General features: G+C 39.0%; 7 protein-coding genes, 1 tRNA gene and 4 rRNA genes. 11 read left to right on the plus strand and 1 reads right to left on the minus strand.

Annotated elements, in window-relative coordinates:
- Position 1 precedes the first annotated feature (1 nt).
- The 5 genes from FOD82_RS00360 (at position 2) to FOD82_RS00380 (ending at position 8,845) form a co-directional block, all read left to right on the plus strand.
- Positions 2 to 1,453 (plus strand): amino acid permease, encoded by a 1,452-nt coding sequence (locus tag FOD82_RS00360; RefSeq protein WP_242450185.1) that lies wholly within the window; start codon positions 2 to 4, stop codon positions 1,451 to 1,453.
- Between the two features lie 72 nt (positions 1,454 to 1,525).
- On the plus strand, positions 1,526 to 4,351 hold the full coding sequence (locus FOD82_RS00365) for a DEAD/DEAH box helicase (protein ID WP_144354541.1): 2,826 nt from the start codon (positions 1,526 to 1,528) through the stop codon (positions 4,349 to 4,351).
- 78 nt (positions 4,352 to 4,429) lie between these two features.
- Entirely contained in the window at positions 4,430 to 5,308 is an 879-nt protein-coding gene (locus FOD82_RS00370; protein WP_144354542.1) for a MurR/RpiR family transcriptional regulator, read from the plus strand.
- A gap of 132 nt (positions 5,309 to 5,440) precedes the next feature.
- Positions 5,441 to 7,303 carry a beta-glucoside-specific PTS transporter subunit IIABC gene (locus tag FOD82_RS00375; RefSeq protein ID WP_144354543.1) on the plus strand — a complete coding sequence of 621 codons (1,863 nt, stop codon included), beginning with the start codon at positions 5,441 to 5,443 and terminating at the stop codon, positions 7,301 to 7,303.
- A 63-nt stretch (positions 7,304 to 7,366) separates the two neighbouring features.
- Positions 7,367 to 8,845 (plus strand): glycoside hydrolase family 1 protein, encoded by a 1,479-nt coding sequence (locus tag FOD82_RS00380; protein ID WP_144354544.1) that lies wholly within the window; start codon positions 7,367 to 7,369, stop codon positions 8,843 to 8,845.
- Positions 8,846 to 8,950: 105 nt separating this feature from the next.
- Here the strand turns inward: FOD82_RS00380 and FOD82_RS00385 are convergent, their stop codons facing one another.
- Positions 8,951 to 10,081, minus strand: coding sequence for a serine hydrolase domain-containing protein (locus FOD82_RS00385; protein ID WP_144354545.1), 1,131 nt, complete (start codon positions 10,079 to 10,081; stop codon positions 8,951 to 8,953).
- 110 nt (positions 10,082 to 10,191) lie between these two features.
- Between FOD82_RS00385 and FOD82_RS00390 the strand changes: the two genes are divergently transcribed.
- The 6 genes from FOD82_RS00390 (at position 10,192) to FOD82_RS00415 (ending at position 18,707) form a co-directional block, all read left to right on the plus strand.
- Complete coding sequence (locus FOD82_RS00390) at positions 10,192 to 10,602, plus strand: peptide deformylase (RefSeq protein ID WP_144354546.1); 411 nt, start codon at positions 10,192 to 10,194, stop codon at positions 10,600 to 10,602.
- Between the two features lie 435 nt (positions 10,603 to 11,037).
- Positions 11,038 to 12,602: ribosomal RNA gene (locus tag FOD82_RS00395) — 16S ribosomal RNA — on the plus strand.
- Positions 12,603 to 12,806: 204 nt separating this feature from the next.
- Positions 12,807 to 15,712: ribosomal RNA gene (locus FOD82_RS00400) — 23S ribosomal RNA — on the plus strand.
- Positions 15,713 to 15,780: 68 nt separating this feature from the next.
- A 5S ribosomal RNA gene (gene rrf / locus FOD82_RS00405) occupies positions 15,781 to 15,897 on the plus strand.
- A 13-nt stretch (positions 15,898 to 15,910) separates the two neighbouring features.
- Positions 15,911 to 15,983, plus strand: a tRNA-Asn gene (locus tag FOD82_RS00410).
- Between the two features lie 1,159 nt (positions 15,984 to 17,142).
- Positions 17,143 to 18,707 (plus strand): 16S ribosomal RNA (locus tag FOD82_RS00415).
- Together the 16S, 23S and 5S rRNA genes with 1 tRNA gene alongside form the textbook arrangement of a ribosomal RNA operon.
- Positions 18,708 to 18,748 lie beyond the last annotated feature (41 nt).

Below are 18,748 nucleotides of genomic sequence, written 5' to 3' on the forward strand. Positions count from 1 at the left end.
CGTGGACGAAGAAATAGAAGTAACTGGCCAAGAAAATTGGGGGCAAGAAAAAGATCTTGTTTATAATCGGTTAACTGCATTTAAATTATTTGCAATGACCAGTTCGATGGTTATTTCAGTTAATGAATTGGCCCCATTTGGTAAGACTGGACCTACTGCATTATTTTATTTATTGATTGCTGGAATTGCTTGGTTTATTCCAATTACGCAGATGGCAGGAGAAATGGCTTCAATTGATGGCTGGAGTGAAGGTGGGATTTTTACTTGGGTTAAAGGATCTCTAGGTGAAAAGACCGGCTGGACTGCAATGTGCTATCAATGGATTCATATTACTGTGGGAATGTGTACGATGATGTATGTGGTAATTGGATCATTATCAATTGCTTTTGATACACCTTGGTTTAACACTAATCCTTTTGTAAGATTTGGTTTGATGATGCTAATATTGTGGGCTACAACCGCAATTCAAGTAATTGGTGTTAGAAAAATTGGACAAATAGCGGAATGGTTATTTATCTTAGGTATTGCTCTTCCTGTAATTAGTTTAATTGTCTTTTTCTTCGTTTACGTAGCTCAAGGCAGACCATTGCATATGACACTTAATTGGCATACAATTTTGCCACATGAATTAGATGGTGCAACTTTAGTAGCCTTTGTTCCATTTATGCTCGCTTTTTGTGGGGGAGAAGCATCAGCACCTCACGTTAAGAATTTAATCCATCCTAAATCTTACTCTAAAGTAATGATTGGGTTAGCAGTAACTGCGATTTGCTTTGACCTTTTTGGAAGTATGGCAATTGGAATGACTGTTCCAAAAAGTGAAATTCAAAATAGTACAGGATTTGTTTTTGCTTATGGAAAACTTTTAAATTCAATTGGTCTTCCTGGTGATTTATTACAAAAAATCGTAGGCGTGTTGCTTGCTTGCGGAGTAGTTGGAGAACTTGGAAACTGGATTTCTGGTCCTAACCAAGGGATGTATGAAGCAGCTAAGCAAGGTTACATGCCAAAATTCTTTGCACACACAACTAGTCGCAAAGTGCCATTTAGATTAATGGTCCTTCAATCTCTTATTGTGACTGTTTCTGCAGTATTAGTTACCTTTACAAGTGGTACTGATGCAGATTTTGCTTTTAATGTTTCTTTGGCTGGAACTACTGCACAATACTTGATGGTATATATGATTATGCTGGTAGCATATATTGTTTTAAAACGTGAACATGAGGATCTGCACAGAACTTACTATATGACTAAGATACCAATGCTAAGTATTATTATTGCACTGGTTGCGATGGTAATTACAATTGTGGCATTCTTTGTAACTTTCATCCCAGCTACTGGAACGCCTAATAATTTGCGTATTGCTTACGTTGTGTTATTAGCATTAATGTGCTTGGTGGTATCAGTAATTCCATTAATTTTATATAGATATAAAGATAAGTGGAATTGGTAAAGATAATGAAATAGAAGCTCAAAATTTGGGCTTCTATTTTTGTTTTTGTAGAATAATGACAGGGAGGAAATAATGAACAAAGTACTTAAAAACGCCTTACTAAATGGTTTATATGATAAAAAATATTTAGGACATGAAAATTTGAATCCTAAGTTATTAACTAATGGAAAACAGGATAATATTTGGCTAACTCTGCGCCAAGAATTGCTTACTTGTCAAAATTTTACTTGGGCGGTTGCTTTTATTACCGAAGATATGCTAGTTCCATTCAAATTGGTAATGGAAGATTTAGCAAAAAAAGGAGTTTCCGGAACTTTAATTACTGGAAATTATTTGGGATTTAATAGTCCAAAAGTTTTTTATGAATTATTAAAAATTAAGAATTTGAAAGTTAGGATTTCTCAAGATAATTTTCATGCTAAAGGTTATTTTTTTAATCATGATGACTATGACACGATAATTGTTGGAAGTGCTAATTTTACGCGTTCTGCTCTTTTAAGTAATTATGAATTAGCAATGAGAATTACTAGTTCGGAAAATGCTGCATTGATTAATCAAGTACAATCAAGTTTGGCTGAATTAAAGCAAAATAGTTTTGATTTAACTGATGATTGGATAAAGTCTTACGAACAGAATTGGGAAAAACCAGTTTCAACAAATTTTTCTAAAAAACAATCTCCAAAAATTATCCCTAATAAAATGCAGCAAGCAGCATTAAAAGAATTGAACCAGTTGGTGAATGTCGGTGAAAAGCGTGGCTTAGTAGTTTCAGCAACTGGAACTGGAAAGACATATCTAGGTGCATTTGCGGTTAAAGATTTTAAACCTAAAAAGTTTCTGTATGTAGTTCACCGTGAACAAATTGCTAAAAAAGCACTTGAGAGTTTTTATCAAGTAATTGGTGGGAAAAAGTCAGATTATGGGATGCTCACTGGTAAAAAGCATGATGTGAAAGCAAAATATATTTTTGCGACAGTTCAAACTTTGAGCCAAGAGCATATTCTGGAAGAATTTTCTCAGACTGAATTTGACTATATTTTAATTGATGAAGCTCACCGTTCAGCTGCACCAAGTTATCAAAAAGTATTAAATTATTTTAAGCCTCAATTTTATCTAGGAATGACAGCCACTCCTGAAAGAATGGATGAGAAGAATGTATATGAAATTTTTGACTATAATTTAGCTTATGAAATTCGTCTGCAAGATGCTTTAAAAGAACACATGCTAGCTCCTTTTCATTATGTTGGGGTAGAAGACTATGAAGCAGATGGTGAAATAATTGATGAAACTAGTAATTTAAATAAATTAACTTCAAAAAAGCGAGTCGATTATATTTTGCGCGAACTTGATTATTATGGCTATTGTGGCGGTAAACCTAAGGGGCTGGTTTTTTGCAGTAGAACTGATGAAGCTAAAAAATTAGCTGAAGAATTTAGTTTACGTGGTCATAAGGCTATCTCATTAACTAATCAAGATACAGAAAAAGCTCGCCAAAAAGCTGTACAAGATTTAGAAAATGGAGAAATAGAATATATCATTACTGTTGATTTGTTTAATGAAGGAGTAGATATTCCCTCTCTTAATCAAATAATAATGCTGAGAAATACTGAATCGAGTATTGTTTTTATTCAGCAATTAGGGCGCGGACTTAGAAAATATCCTGGTAAAGAATTTGTTACAGTAATTGATTTTATTGGTAATTATAAAAATAATTATCTAATTCCTTTGGCATTGAACCATGATGTAAGTTTAGATAAAGATAAAGCCTATGAAGAAGTTAAGATTCCACAATTAATTAATGTTTCAACGATTAATTTTAATCAAATTGCAACTAAGAGAATTTTGGCATCTCTAGAAAAAATTAAGCTAGACAGTATGAAGAATTTGCGTAATTCATATAATGACTTAAAACAAAAATTAGGACGTACACCAAAGCTTTATGACTTTTATAAATATGGTTCAAGCTCTCCATTAGTATTTGCGACTAATAATTTAGTGAAAAACTATGCAGAGTTTTTACAAAAAATGGGCGAAGATATTCGGTTATCTGAATATGAAAATAAGACGCTAACTTTTATAACTAAAGAACTCTTAGCAGGTAAAAGACCACATGAATTAGTTTTGTTAAGTTTATTACTGCAAAAAGGCAAAGTAGAAGAAAAAGAATACATCAGGCAATTAAAAGAAAAAGAAATATATGTAAATGATGATGTTCTTGAGTCTATCGAGAAGATTTTAACTTTAAGCTTTTTTGATGTAAAAGCTGGTAAAACTACAAAGAAAGAGCAGTATGGTAATTTTGCATTGATTAAAAAAATTGAGTCTCAATATTATTTTTCAAATCAAATGCAATTAGCGCTAAAAAATTCCCAGTATCGGGAATTTTTGCAAGATTTAATTAAAACGGGACTATTATTAACACAGGAATATTCAGCTGAAAATCAATTTACTTTATACAAAAAATATAATCGAGAAGATGTATGTCGTCTTTTGAATTGGCGGCTAGATGTTAGTGCGCCAATGTATGGATATCGAGTAGGGGAAAACGAAACACCAATTTTTATTACTTATAAAAAAGATTCTGAAGAAAAGCGTAACAGTATCTACCATAATGATTTTTCTGATGGGCAGACTTTGCGCTGGTATACACGCTCGCCTCGTCATATAAATTCAAAAGAAGTACAAAATTTGCTTCAACCTAATATGAAGTTACACATTTTTGTCAAAAGAAGTGATGCTGCAGGAAAGGACTTCTTTTATTTAGGAGAAGCGAAAATTTTGCAAGAAAGTGTTAAAGAAGAGTTATTAGGTCCAAAGAAAAAAGCAGCTGTAGGAATGGATCTTCAACTTAAGCAGCCACTTTCAAATTCAATGTATAATATTTTATTTGCTGACTAAAAAAGCATCCATCAGGGATGCTTTTTCTAATATAATTGGTTTTAATAGATAAGTGAATTAATTTTTAGGGGAATAATTATGTTAATTACAGATTGGCTACAAAATCAAGAAAAATTTACTGAAATAGATGAGAATATTGCTAACTTAATTCTAAAAAAGAATACGAATATTAAGAATCAAAGTGCAAGAAGTCTTTCAAATGAACTCCATGTAGCACCATCAACTCTTTCGAGATTTTGCAAAAAAGCTGGATTTGAAGGATATATTGATTTTCGTGAAAGATTGATTGAAGAATTTGAATATTTGAGAAAGTATCCTCAAGCTATAAATCCCAATTTACCATTTAATTATGGTGATAGTCCGAACGTGATTGCTGGTAAGATTCAAAAATTGGAGCATGATACAATTAATGCTACTTATAATTTCTTAAAAGATAGGGACTTATTAAAATTATCAAAATTTTTAGAACCGTATTCTACAATAATGCTTTTTTCAGTTGGTGATCCTGGGCCTCTTTATGCTTTTAAGAACAAGATGCTTAAAATTGGTAAGACGGTTATAATCAATAATACAAGGGATGGTGCATTTTATTTTGCTGATATGCATGCAAGAGATTGGCTTTTTATTTTAGTTTCTTATTCAGGTGAAACGCCTGTTGTAATTAGATTGGCTAAATATTTGAAAACTAAGAAGGCAGCAGTTTTGGCTATTACATCGTATGGAGAAAATAGTTTACAAAAGCAAGTAAAGCATAAGTTATATTTAGCAACCGGAGAAAAGTTAACTGATAACTTTGGTAGCTACAGTATTGTTGTCTCAGAAAACTATCTTTTTGATTATATTTACTCATTATATTTTACTCATAACTTTACTAAAAACTATCATTTTAAAGTTAAAGTAGCCCAATTATTTGAGGAGGGCCAACGAGATTCAGATAATCCTCTTTTGAAAGATTAATAATATTGCAACAGTGTTGCTAGATTTTTGGTAAAAGTGCTAAAAATCAGCAACACTGTTTTTATTTTATTTAGATCTGTTTATTATGAAAACGCTTTTTATGATAATAGACATAAAAAAGGGAGGAAAAATATGGATTGGGATAAATTAGCTCAAAATATATTAAATGCAGTGGGTGGAGCTGGAAATGTAAAAGATATTACTCACTGTGCAACAAGATTACGATTAACTTTGTTTGATAATTCTAAAGCTGATTTAAATAAAATTGAAAGTTTTAATGGAGTTTTGGGTGCAATTCAGCAAGGTGGTCAAACACAAATAATTATTGGAAATGATGTCCCGCTACTTTACGATAAGTTTATTACACTTTATAAGCAAGGTGGGACTATTGGAAGTTCCAAAAGTCAAAGTGCAACTGCTAATGGTAAACAAAAATTAGGCGCTCGAATAATGGATATAATTTCAGGAACTTTCACACCTATTATTCCTGCATTAGCCGGGTCAGGTCTTTTAAAGGCTTTATTAGTAATTTGTGAAATGCTAGGCTGGATTTCTAAAACTAGTCAAACATATCAAATTTTAAATTTTGTCGGGGATTCAGTATTTTACTTCTTACCAATTCTTTTAGCTTCATCTATGTCTGTTAAGCTAAAAACAAATCGTTATATTTCTATGGTAATTGGTGCAATGCTCCTACATCCCAGCTTTGTCCAAATGGTTTCAGTAGCAACTAAAACAGGGAATCCAATTAAGCTTTTTGGCTTACCGGTAACAGCTACCACTTATAGTTCTTCAGTTGTTCCAATTATGTTAGCAATTTGGGCACTATCATATGTTGAACCATTCGTGAATAAAATTATGCCTAAAGTATTAAGGACAGTATTTTCGCCCTTAGTCATTTTGTTAATTATGACGCCGTTGACTTTAGTTGTCTTAGCTCCAATTGGTGCATGGCTCGGTGATGGTTTAGCTTGGCTTATCACTTGGCTTAATAGCTATGCGGGCTGGCTTATTTCATTTATTATTGGTGCACTTTCACCATTATTAGTAATGACTGGTATGCACTATGCTTTAGTATCGATTGGAATAAATAATTTGGCAAAAGTTGGCTGGGAAAATGTTGTTGGTCCAGGGATGCTAGTTTCTAATATTGCTCAAGGTGGAGCAGCATTAGCTGTAGCAACTAAAACTAAAGATGAAAAACTAAAAGCTTTAGGTTTTTCAACAGGCCTTTCTGCAGTATTAGGTATTACAGAACCAGCACTATATGGAGTTAACCTGCGATATAGACGTCCACTTATTTCCGCTATGATTGGGGGAGGACTAGGTGGTCTATTCTTTGGAATTATGGGTATTAAACGCTATGCTCAAGGGATGCCGGGATTATTAACTATTCCAAATTATATTGGTCATAACTTTAATAATTTATGGTTTGTACTAATTGGCGTAGGTATTGCATTTATTTCTTCGTTTTTAATTCAGCTACTTTGGGGATTGCCTGAAGAAGAAAAGCCAAAAGAAGATAAGATTAGTGAAAAAGAAGCGGTTGTCATTGATGCACCCCTTTCTGGTGAAGTTGAACAATTAAGCGATGTTAATGATGTAGTATTTTCACAAGGTATGCTAGGAAATGGTGCTGCTATTTTTCCAAGTGATGGCAAAATTTATGCGCCATTTGATGCAAAAGTAAGAGTTTTTAATGAAGAATCTAAACATGCAATAGGTTTGAAAGGAAGCAATAATGTAGAACTCTTGATTCATTGCGGACTTGATACTGTCAATTTGAAAGGGGAAGGTTTTAGAGCTCATATAAAGCAAGGAGATGAAGTTAATAAAGGAGACTTACTGTTAGAGATGGATACGGAGCTAATTAGAGAAAAAGGTTATGATCCCATTACTATGATTTTAGTAACCAATCAAGACAAGTTCCCTACAGTAAATCTTGAAGCTTCTGGTAAAATAGTTAAATTGCAAAAGTTTTTATTAGCAGAATAAAAGTAAAAATTAAAGAGTTAAAGTTGTTTTTTGTTCAATAATATAATATTTTTGGAGAGTAAAATGGCATTTAAGAAAGATTTCTTATGGGGTGGTGCAACAGCCGCAAATCAAATTGAGGGTGCATACAATGTGGATGGTAAAGGATTGTCAGTAACGGATATTACAACTGCAGGAGCACCTAATCATCCTAGATATTTAACTTATAAAGTAAATGGTAAATTAGAAAAAAAGCCTTCGGCACCTGGGGCTGGTTTGCCTAAAGGAGCAATTGGTGCAATTGATTCGAACGAATATTATCCTAGTCATGTTGCAATTGATTTTTATCATCATTATAAGGAAGATATTAAAATGTTTGCTGATATGGGATTTAAAGTATTTCGACTTTCAATTGCATGGACACGAATTTTCCCAAAAGGTAACGAAGATAAACCAAATCAGTGTGGACTTAATTTCTATCGTAAAGTTTTTGAGGAATGTAAGAAGTATGGAATTGAACCATTGGTAACTATTTCTCATTATGAAGATCCATTGTATTTAAGTGAAAAATATAATGATTGGCAAAATCGCGGTATGATTGATATGTATGTTAAGTACGCTAAAACATTATTTGAGGAATATAAGGGGTTAGTAAAATATTGGTTAACTTTTAATGAAATTAATTCTACAATTTTGATGTTAACTGGTAACAACAATGTAGAAAAGGGTGACAAAGCTTTTCAGCATGCATATCAAAAATTACATTATCAATTTGTAGCTTCAGCAAAAGCGGTTAAATTAGCTCATCAGATTGATTCAAACTATGTAGTCGGTAATATGATTCTGGGAATGTTAGATTATTCACTTACCCCTGATCCTAAAGATGTTTTGGCAACAAGGCAGTTAATGGAACAAGGGGTCTACTATTGTGGCGATGTACAAGTTAAAGGTAAGTATCCAACTTATGCTAAGCGTCTTTGGGGTGAGCATAATGTTCATCTTGATATTACTCAAGATGATCTCAAAATTTTTGAAGAAGGTAAAGTGGATTTGTATACCTTTAGCTATTATATGACAACGACTGTGACAACTCATAAGGTAAATGAAATAGTAGGTGGGAATTTTTCTTCTGGGGTTAAAAATCCATATCTAAATTATTCAGAATGGGGTTGGGCAACTGATCCGATTGGTTTACAAAATTTTCTTGAAATAATTTATGATCGCTATGAAATTCCTATTATGATAGTTGAAAATGGCTTAGGGGCAATTGATGAACTGAGCGAAGATGATAAAATTCATGATGACTATCGTATTGACTATTTATCACAGCACATTAAAGCTATGAAAACAGCTGTTAATAATGGTGTTAATTTAATAGGTTATACTACATGGGGATGTATTGACTGTATTAGCGCTGGTACTGGCCAAATGGCAAAAAGATATGGGTTTATTTATGTAGATCGTGATGATAACGGAAATGGGAGTTTGGATAGAATACCAAAAGATTCATTTTATTGGTATAAAAAAGTTATTAGTTCTAATGGAAAAAATTTGTGTAAATAGAAAATATTTTTTAGTATATTATTTAGGTATCTGAATTTAAAAGAGTAAAAAGTACTAAATAATATTTTGCTGACTAAAAAAGCATCCATCAGGGATGCTTTTTGTTTATCTTTGATTAAATAATCCTGGTTTAATATGATTTAAAATTTCAAAACCAGCATCTTTTTCATCATTTTCATTGTTATTAGTTTGATTTAAAAACATTACCAAACCATTTTGATTATCAGTTGTCATTTGGAACCAATCACCAAAATGAGTACCAGCTAAGTTTCCGTAGGCTGATTTTAAAGTGTCATTGTTTTTTAAATAGATTCCGCCAGAGTAATCGGTGACTTTACTTCTTAAATGGGTTAAATAGTTAAAGTCAGAATAAGATAGAATTTGACCGTTTGATAAACCAACTTGAATTTTATAATAATCCTTTGGTGTGGAGAACAAGTTACCAGCGCCAGGAAGTTGAGATGCTAAAGAGCGTTTAACATAGGATGCATCTTTATAATTATTAAATCCATTCCAGAAATATGAAATTGCATCGGTTTTATAGTTAGGAATATTTTGATATAAATAAGTGTTTTGAAGACCTAATCTGTCAATGATTCGAGTTTGGAAATTTTGTTCATAGGATTGATTTGTAACTTTACGGATAATTCCAGCAAGCAAGATATAGTTTGTATTGTTGTAAAAGTAGGTGCCGGGTTCTGCTTCATTAGTTTCATTTACATGATTTACTACCCAGTCAATTGCTTGTTCTTCTGAATAATTAGTATTTCGGTTGATTTCTGTACCAGTTGCGACAATTCCAGAAGTGTGGGTTAAAAGATTCCCTACTGTGATCTTATCGGCATTTTTTAAATTAGGGTACCAACGAGAAATCTTAGTATATTGAGAAAATTCTTGGTTAGTATTATTTGTTTCGTTAATTAGTTGGATAACCATGGCTCCAGTAATAACTTTTTGAAGCGATGCAGTTGGATAGACAACTTTTTCATTACCATTTCCGATTCTTTTGCCATACCAGCCATAACCATAGCTAATTTGTTGTGGTTCGCCATTTTTGATGACAACTACGGAACCGCGAACGTGGTGTTTAGCTAAAGTATTTCTTACAAAGCTACGCATTTCAGCTCTTTCAGCACTAGTAGCAGCGTAAACTGTTTGTGGTTTTTGCTTTGCTAAAACTACGCCAGATATTCCTAATGTGATAGCAGCAGTTAATGTAATGAGTTTGTTTTTCATATTAAGGTACTCCCTCTCAAGATTTACTTATAGATTATAAAACTTTTTTTGCGATAATTATCTACAAAAGTGTTAAAATTTTTTCATTAATAATTTTAGGAGAGATAAAAATGCAACAAGAAATTATTCATGATGTAATGTTTTTAAGCAAGAAGTCAGTCCCAGCGCAAAAATCTGACATCAAGATTGCAGAAGATTTGAGAGATACTTTAATTGCAAATAGAGGAATTGCAATAGGATTAGCTGCCAATATGATTGGTAAAAGTAAAAGAATTATTGCTTTTTATGCCGGCATGCTGCCAATGGTAATGCTAAATCCAACTATAATTGAAAAGTCGGATGACTACGATGTAGAAGAAGGTTGTTTATCTTTAGCGGGGATGCGCAAGACAAAACGCTATAATAATATTGTTGTTGAATATCGCGATTTAGATTTTAATAAAAAAACTCAAGAATTTACTGGCTTAATTGCAGAAACAATTCAGCACGAAGTTGACCATTGCAATGGGATTTTGATTTAATTTAAATTTTTTGCAAAAAAAGCTTGCAATTTAACAAAAAGTCCTGTATTCTAATAAAGTCGCTTGAAGCGATAAAGAACTTCTGAAAAAGAAAGAGACAGCTCAAGAAAACTTTTTAAAAAAGATTCAAAAAAGGGGTTGTCAAAAAGAAGAAAAGCTGGTAATATATTTAACTGTCGTCAGGAAAAAGGCAGAAAGCCAAAGAGAGATGACAGCCAAGCTCAAAAATCTTTTAAAAGAAATTGAAAAAAGTTCTTGACAAAAGAAAATGAGCCTGATATAATATAAAAGCTGACTTCTAAGTCAGAAGGTAGTACATTGAAAACTGAACAAAGTTTCGCAAAGTGTGCGGGTGTAATAACCCAAACAAATGAGCGAAGTCAATTCGCAAGCAATAAATTTTGAGACAAAGATCTTAAAAAAACGATTATTTATAAAAATGAGAGTTTGATCCTGGCTCAGGACGAACGCTGGCGGCGTGCCTAATACATGCAAGTCGAGCGAGCGGAATTAGCAGATTTACTTCGGTAATGACGCTTTGGAAGCGAGCGGCGGATGGGTGAGTAACACGTGGGTAACCTGCCCTTAAGTCTGGGATACCACTTGGAAACAGGTGCTAATACCGGATATGATCTATAGCTGCATGGCTGTAGATTGAAAGGCGGCGTAAGCTGTCGCTAAAGGATGGACCCGCGGTGCATTAGCTAGTTGGTGAGGTAACGGCTCACCAAGGCGACGATGCATAGCCGAGTTGAGAGACTGATCGGCCACATTGGGACTGAGACACGGCCCAAACTCCTACGGGAGGCAGCAGTAGGGAATCTTCCACAATGGGCGAAAGCCTGATGGAGCAACGCCGCGTGAGTGAAGAAGGTTTTCGGATCGTAAAGCTCTGTTGTTGGTGAAGAAGGACATGAGTAGTAACTGGCTCATGTTTGACGGTAATCAACCAGAAAGTCACGGCTAACTACGTGCCAGCAGCCGCGGTAATACGTAGGTGGCAAGCGTTGTCCGGATTTATTGGGCGTAAAGCGAGCGCAGGCGGAAAGATAAGTCTGATGTGAAAGCCCTCGGCTCAACCGAGGAATTGCATCGGAAACTGTGTTTCTTGAGTGCAGAAGAGGAGAGTGGAACTCCATGTGTAGCGGTGGAATGCGTAGATATATGGAAGAACACCAGTGGCGAAGGCGGCTCTCTGGTCTGTAACTGACGCTGAGGCTCGAAAGCATGGGTAGCGAACAGGATTAGATACCCTGGTAGTCCATGCCGTAAACGATGAGTGCTAAGTGTTGGGAGGTTTCCGCCTCTCAGTGCTGCAGCTAACGCATTAAGCACTCCGCCTGGGGAGTACGACCGCAAGGTTGAAACTCAAAGGAATTGACGGGGGCCCGCACAAGCGGTGGAGCATGTGGTTTAATTCGAAGCAACGCGAAGAACCTTACCAGGTCTTGACATCTAGTGCCATCCTAAGAGATTAGGAGTTCCCTTCGGGGACGCTAAGACAGGTGGTGCATGGCTGTCGTCAGCTCGTGTCGTGAGATGTTGGGTTAAGTCCCGCAACGAGCGCAACCCTTGTTATTAGTTGCCAGCATTAAGTTGGGCACTCTAATGAGACTGCCGGTGACAAACCGGAGGAAGGTGGGGATGACGTCAAGTCATCATGCCCCTTATGACCTGGGCTACACACGTGCTACAATGGGCAGTACAACGAGAAGCGAACCTGTGAAGGCAAGCGGATCTCTTAAAGCTGTTCTCAGTTCGGACTGCAGGCTGCAACTCGCCTGCACGAAGCTGGAATCGCTAGTAATCGCGGATCAGCACGCCGCGGTGAATACGTTCCCGGGCCTTGTACACACCGCCCGTCACACCATGAGAGTCTGTAACACCCAAAGCCGGTGAGGTAACCTTTATGGAGCCAGCCGTCTAAGGTGGGACAGATGATTAGGGTGAAGTCGTAACAAGGTAGCCGTAGGAGAACCTGCGGCTGGATCACCTCCTTTCTAAGGAAGCTGAATGGTGGAGAGTAGAGATACTAACAGAAGCCAAGAAAGCAAACGGAAGCACACGAGAGAAACTTTGTTTAGTTTTGAGGGTAGTACCTCAAAAGAGCTAGTACATTGAAAACTGAATAAGAAACCAAGCAAAAACCGAGACAATCATTGAACAGATTGCGAAGAGCGACCGAGAAGAGAGATCTTGAGTAAGGTCAAGAAGAAAAGGGCGCACGGTGAATGCCTAGGCACTAGAAGGCGAAGAAGGACGTGACGAACCACGAAAGTCCTCGGGGAGCTGTAAGTAAGCTATGATCCGGGGGTATCCGAATGGGGGAACCCAGTGCAGAGATGCATTACTTATCATTGTTAAGATGGTAAGGGCAAGACGCAGTGAACTGAAACATCTAAGTAGCTGCAGGAAGAGAAAGAAAGATCGATTTCCTTAGTAGCGGCGAGCGAAGAGGAAAGAGCCCAAACTCAGTAATTTATTATTGAGGGTTGTAGGACTGCAATAAGGCACTTCAAGAGATAGCAGAATCATCTGGGAAGGTGAGCCAGAGAGGGTGAGAGCCCCGTAAGCGAAATCTTAAGAAGGCTGAGCAGTATCCTGAGTAGGCCGGGACACGAGGAATCCCGGTTGAATCCGCGAGGACCATCTCGCAAGGCTAAATACTAGCTAGTGACCGATAGTGAACCAGTACCGTGAGGGAAAGGTGAAAAGAACCCCGGAAGGGGAGTGAAAGAGAACCTGAAACCGTGTGCCTACAAGTAGTCAGAGCACATTAAAGTGTAATGGCGTGCCTTTTGTAGAATGAACCGGCGAGTTACGTTATGCAGCGAGGTTAAGTCAGAAAAGACGGAGCCGCAGCGAAAGCGAGTCTGAATAGGGCGAGCAGTTGCATGACGTAGACCCGAAACCAAGTGACCTACCCATGGCCAGGTTGAAGGCGTGGTAAAACACGCTGGAGGACCGAACCCACGTAAGTTAAAAATTGCGGGGATGAGCTGTGGGTAGCGGTGAAATTCCAAACGAACTTGGAGATAGCTGGTTCTCTCCGAAATAGCTTTAGGGCTAGCCTCGTGGTAGAGGATAATGGAGGTAGAGCTCTGTTTGGACTAGGGGCCCGTCAGGGGTTACTGAATCCAGATAAACTACGAATTCCATATATCCATACACGGGAGTCAGACTGCGAGTGATAAGATCCGTAGTCGAAAGGGAAACAGCCCAGATCACCAGTTAAGGTCCCCAAATCTATGCTAAGTGGAAAAGGATGTGGAGTTGCGTAGACAACTAGGACGTTGGCTCAGAAGCAGCCATCATTCAAAGAGTGCGTAATAGCTCACTAGTCGAGTGGCGCTGCGCCGAAAATTTACCGGGGCTAAGCATAGTACCGAAACTGTGGATGTGTTTTAAAGAGCACGTGGTAGGAGAGCGTTCTAAGTGCGGCGAAGGCAGATCGAGAGGACTGTTGGAGCGCTTAGAAGTGAGAATGCCGGTATGAGTAGCGAAAGATAGGTGAGAATCCTATCCGCCGAAAGACTAAGGTTTCCTGGGGCAGGCTCGTCCGCCCAGGGTAAGTCGGGACCTAAGGCAAGGCCGAGAGGCGTAGTCGATGGACAACAGGTAGAGATTCCTGTACTGCGATCAATCGTTAAGAGCGATGGAGGGACGCAGGAGGCTAGGAACGCGTGGGGCTGGAAATCCACGTTCAAGCGTCAAGCCAGAGAGTGAGTCAAATGCTTGCTCTTGATAAAAGCAAGGCGTGATGAGGAGCGAAATAAAAGTAGCGAAGGTTCTGATGTCACACTGCCGAGAAAAGCTTCTAGCCAGAGAGATCGTACCCGTACCGCAAACCGACACAGGTAGTCGAGTGGAGAACACTAAGGTGAGCGAGAGAACTCTCGTTAAGGAACTCGGCAAAATGACCCCGTAACTTCGGGAGAAGGGGTGCTGATCGTAACAGATCAGCCGCAGTGAATAGGCCCAAACAACTGTTTATCAAAAACACAGGTATCTGCAAAGTCGTAAGACGACGTATAGGTGCTGACACCTGCCCGGTGCTGGAAGGTTAAGAGGAGAGCTTAGCTTAGGCGAAGGTTCGAATTGAAGCCCCAGTAAACGGCGGCCGTAACTATAACGGTCCTAAGGTAGCGAAATTCCTTGTCGGGTAAGTTCCGACCTGCACGAAAGGTGTAATGATTTGGGCACTGTCTCAACGAGAGACTCGGTGAAATTATAATACCCGTGAAGATGCGGGTTACCCGCGACAGGACGGAAAGACCCCATGGAGCTTCACTGTAGCTTGATATTGGGTATCTGTTAAACATGTACAGGATAGGTAGGAGCCTGAGAAGATAGGACGCTAGTTTTATCGGAGGCACTGTTGGGATACTACCCTTGTTTGATGGATACTCTAACCTCGGCGCCTCAGCGGCGTCAGGGACAGTGTCAGGTGGGCAGTTTGACTGGGGCGGTCGCCTCCTAAAGTGTAACGGAGGCGCCCAAAGGTTCCCTCAGAATGGTTGGAAATCATTCGCAGAGTGTAAAGGTATAAGGGAGCTTGACTGCGAGAGATACATCTCGAGCAGGGACGAAAGTCGGGCTTAGTGATCTGGTGGTACCGTATGGAAGGGCCATCACTCAACGGATAAAAGCTACCCTGGGGATAACAGGCTTATCTCCCCCAAGAGTTCACATCGACGGGGAGGTTTGGCACCTCGATGTCGGCTCGTCGCATCCTGGGGCTGAAGTCGGTCCCAAGGGTTGGGCTGTTCGCCCATTAAAGCGGCACGCGAGCTGGGTTCAGAACGTCGTGAGACAGTTCGGTCCCTATCCGTCGTGGGCGCAGGAAATTTGAGAGGAGCTGTCCTTAGTACGAGAGGACCGGGATGGACGCACCGCTGGTGTACCAGTTGTCTTGCCAAAGGCATCGCTGGGTAGCTATGTGCGGAAGGGATAAGCGCTGAAAGCATCTAAGTGCGAAGCCCCCCTCAAGATGAGATTTCCTTTGCGAAAGCAGTAAGACACCTCAGAGACTATGAGGTAGATAGGCTGGAAGTGGAAGAGTAGTGATACTTGGAGCGGACCAGTACTAATCAGTCGATATCTTGACCAAAGCGATTCGCAACGGTTTTTGCGGAAAGGTTTCATATTCAGTTTTGAGTGTAAAAGCTCACAAAAGAGTACGGTGGCGATAGCAAGAAGGATACACCCGTTCCCATGCCGAACACGGAAGTTAAGCTTCTTAACGCCGAGAGTAGTTGGTGGGAGACTGCCTGCGAGGGTAGGCAGCTGCCGTGCTCTTTTTTAATATTCCGGCTTAGCTCAGTTGGTAGAGCGCTTGACTGTTAATCAAGATGTCGTCAGTTCGAGTCTGACAGCCGGAGCTAGCGGAATAGGAATAAAAGGCGAGGATAGTTTGTCCTCGTCTTTTTTGTTTTACTTGGTTGTTAATCAGCATTATTTGCAGATAGGAAGAATTTCAATAATTTGGTGAGTATCGCCATCAATAGCGATGAAATAAAGCTGTTTCCTGCTCCCTCCAAACTCATTAAAAGAAATGCTGGAAGACATGACCAAAAAATGTATCAAAGCCTGCTATGGGCTAATAGTATTAAGAGAGTCATTATTTTCTCGAGCATTACTATTTATAGGGCAATTTTCAGTAAGAACTGTCAAAATATTTTATTTGGTAATACTGAGACTATAGCAGCGCTTATCTATTATGAACAGTATTATTTCATCTACACCAAGAGCATTTGTTAATGAATAGTTTTGCAAAGCAGAATAAAGTGCGGTCTTCAATTTGAGTGTTAAAAATAATTAAATTAGGTTTTTCAATAAGTCCTAGTAAAAAATCTTCAACTGAATATTTGTGGTGAATTATTTATTTTTTGAGTGAGACTGTGGCATTTTTTGTTTAAAAATAAAAAATTGTCAATATCTCACCCTAAGTAAGCATCAACAGGATTTATTATTAAGCCGCTTTTTGTAATATACAAAAAACTTTAGTATTAATCTGGATTTGAAATAGTTGGTTTTATAAGTTAATTACATGCAATCAAACAAGTTGATAAAAAATTGTTTGTGATAATTTAAGTAAATAGGGTTTAATTGTCATTTTAAATATTAAATATAAAAAAATAAAATTAACTGTTGACTAAATTATAGATTCAGTGTAAAGTATTATCTGTTGTCTGATGAGTGAGCAACTTCAAAAGAATTTAGAAAAAAGATTCAAAAAAGGGGTTGTCAAAAAGAAGAAAAGCTGGTAATATATTTAACTGTCGTCAGGAAAAAGGCAGAAAGCCAAAGAGAGATGACAGCCAAGCTCAAAAATCTTTTAAAAGAAATTGAAAAAAGTTCTTGACAAAAGAAAATGAGCCTGATATAATATAAAAGCTGACTTCTAAGTCAGAAGGTAGTACATTGAAAACTGAACAAAGTTTCGCAAAGTGTGCGGGTGTAATAACCCAAACAAATGAGCGAAGTCAATTCGCAAGCAATAAATTTTGAGACAAAGATCTTAAAAAAACGATTATTTATAAAAATGAGAGTTTGATCCTGGCTCAGGACGAACGCTGGCGGCGTGCCTAATACATGCAAGTCGAGCGAGCGGAATTAGCAGATTTACTTCGGTAATGACGCTTTGGAAGCGAGCGGCGGATGGGTGAGTAACACGTGGGTAACCTGCCCTTAAGTCTGGGATACCACTTGGAAACAGGTGCTAATACCGGATATGATCTATAGCTGCATGGCTGTAGATTGAAAGGCGGCGTAAGCTGTCGCTAAAGGATGGACCCGCGGTGCATTAGCTAGTTGGTGAGGTAACGGCTCACCAAGGCGACGATGCATAGCCGAGTTGAGAGACTGATCGGCCACATTGGGACTGAGACACGGCCCAAACTCCTACGGGAGGCAGCAGTAGGGAATCTTCCACAATGGGCGAAAGCCTGATGGAGCAACGCCGCGTGAGTGAAGAAGGTTTTCGGATCGTAAAGCTCTGTTGTTGGTGAAGAAGGACATGAGTAGTAACTGGCTCATGTTTGACGGTAATCAACCAGAAAGTCACGGCTAACTACGTGCCAGCAGCCGCGGTAATACGTAGGTGGCAAGCGTTGTCCGGATTTATTGGGCGTAAAGCGAGCGCAGGCGGAAAGATAAGTCTGATGTGAAAGCCCTCGGCTCAACCGAGGAATTGCATCGGAAACTGTGTTTCTTGAGTGCAGAAGAGGAGAGTGGAACTCCATGTGTAGCGGTGGAATGCGTAGATATATGGAAGAACACCAGTGGCGAAGGCGGCTCTCTGGTCTGTAACTGACGCTGAGGCTCGAAAGCATGGGTAGCGAACAGGATTAGATACCCTGGTAGTCCATGCCGTAAACGATGAGTGCTAAGTGTTGGGAGGTTTCCGCCTCTCAGTGCTGCAGCTAACGCATTAAGCACTCCGCCTGGGGAGTACGACCGCAAGGTTGAAACTCAAAGGAATTGACGGGGGCCCGCACAAGCGGTGGAGCATGTGGTTTAATTCGAAGCAACGCGAAGAACCTTACCAGGTCTTGACATCTAGTGCCATCCTAAGAGATTAGGAGTTCCCTTCGGGGACGCTAAGACAGGTGGTGCATGGCTGTCGTCAGCTCGTGTCGTGAGATGTTGGGTTAAGTCCCGCAACGAGCGCAACCCTTGTTATTAGTTGCCAGCATTAAGTTGGGCACTCTAATGAGACTGCCGGTGACAAACCGGAGGAAGGTGGGGATGACGTCAAGTCATCATGCCCCTTATGACCTGGGCTACACACGTGCTACAATGGGCAGTACAACGAGAAGCGAACCTGTGAAGGCAAGCGGATCTCTTAAAGCTGTTCTCAGTTCGGACTGCAGGCTGCAACTCGCCTGCACGAAGCTGGAATCGCTAGTAATCGCGGATCAGCACGCCGCGGTGAATACGTTCCCGGGCCTTGTACACACCGCCCGTCACACCATGAGAGTCTGTAACACCCAAAGCCGGTGAGGTAACCTTTATGGAGCCAGCCGTCTAAGGTGGGACAGATGATTAGGGTGAAGTCGTAACAAGGTAGCCGTAGGAGAACCTGCGGCTGGATCACCTCCTTTCTAAGGAAGCTGAATGGTGGAGAGTAGAGATACTAACAGAA

It is taken from the genome of Lactobacillus sp. LL6 (assembly GCF_007570935.1).
Taxonomy (GTDB): domain Bacteria; phylum Bacillota; class Bacilli; order Lactobacillales; family Lactobacillaceae; genus Lactobacillus.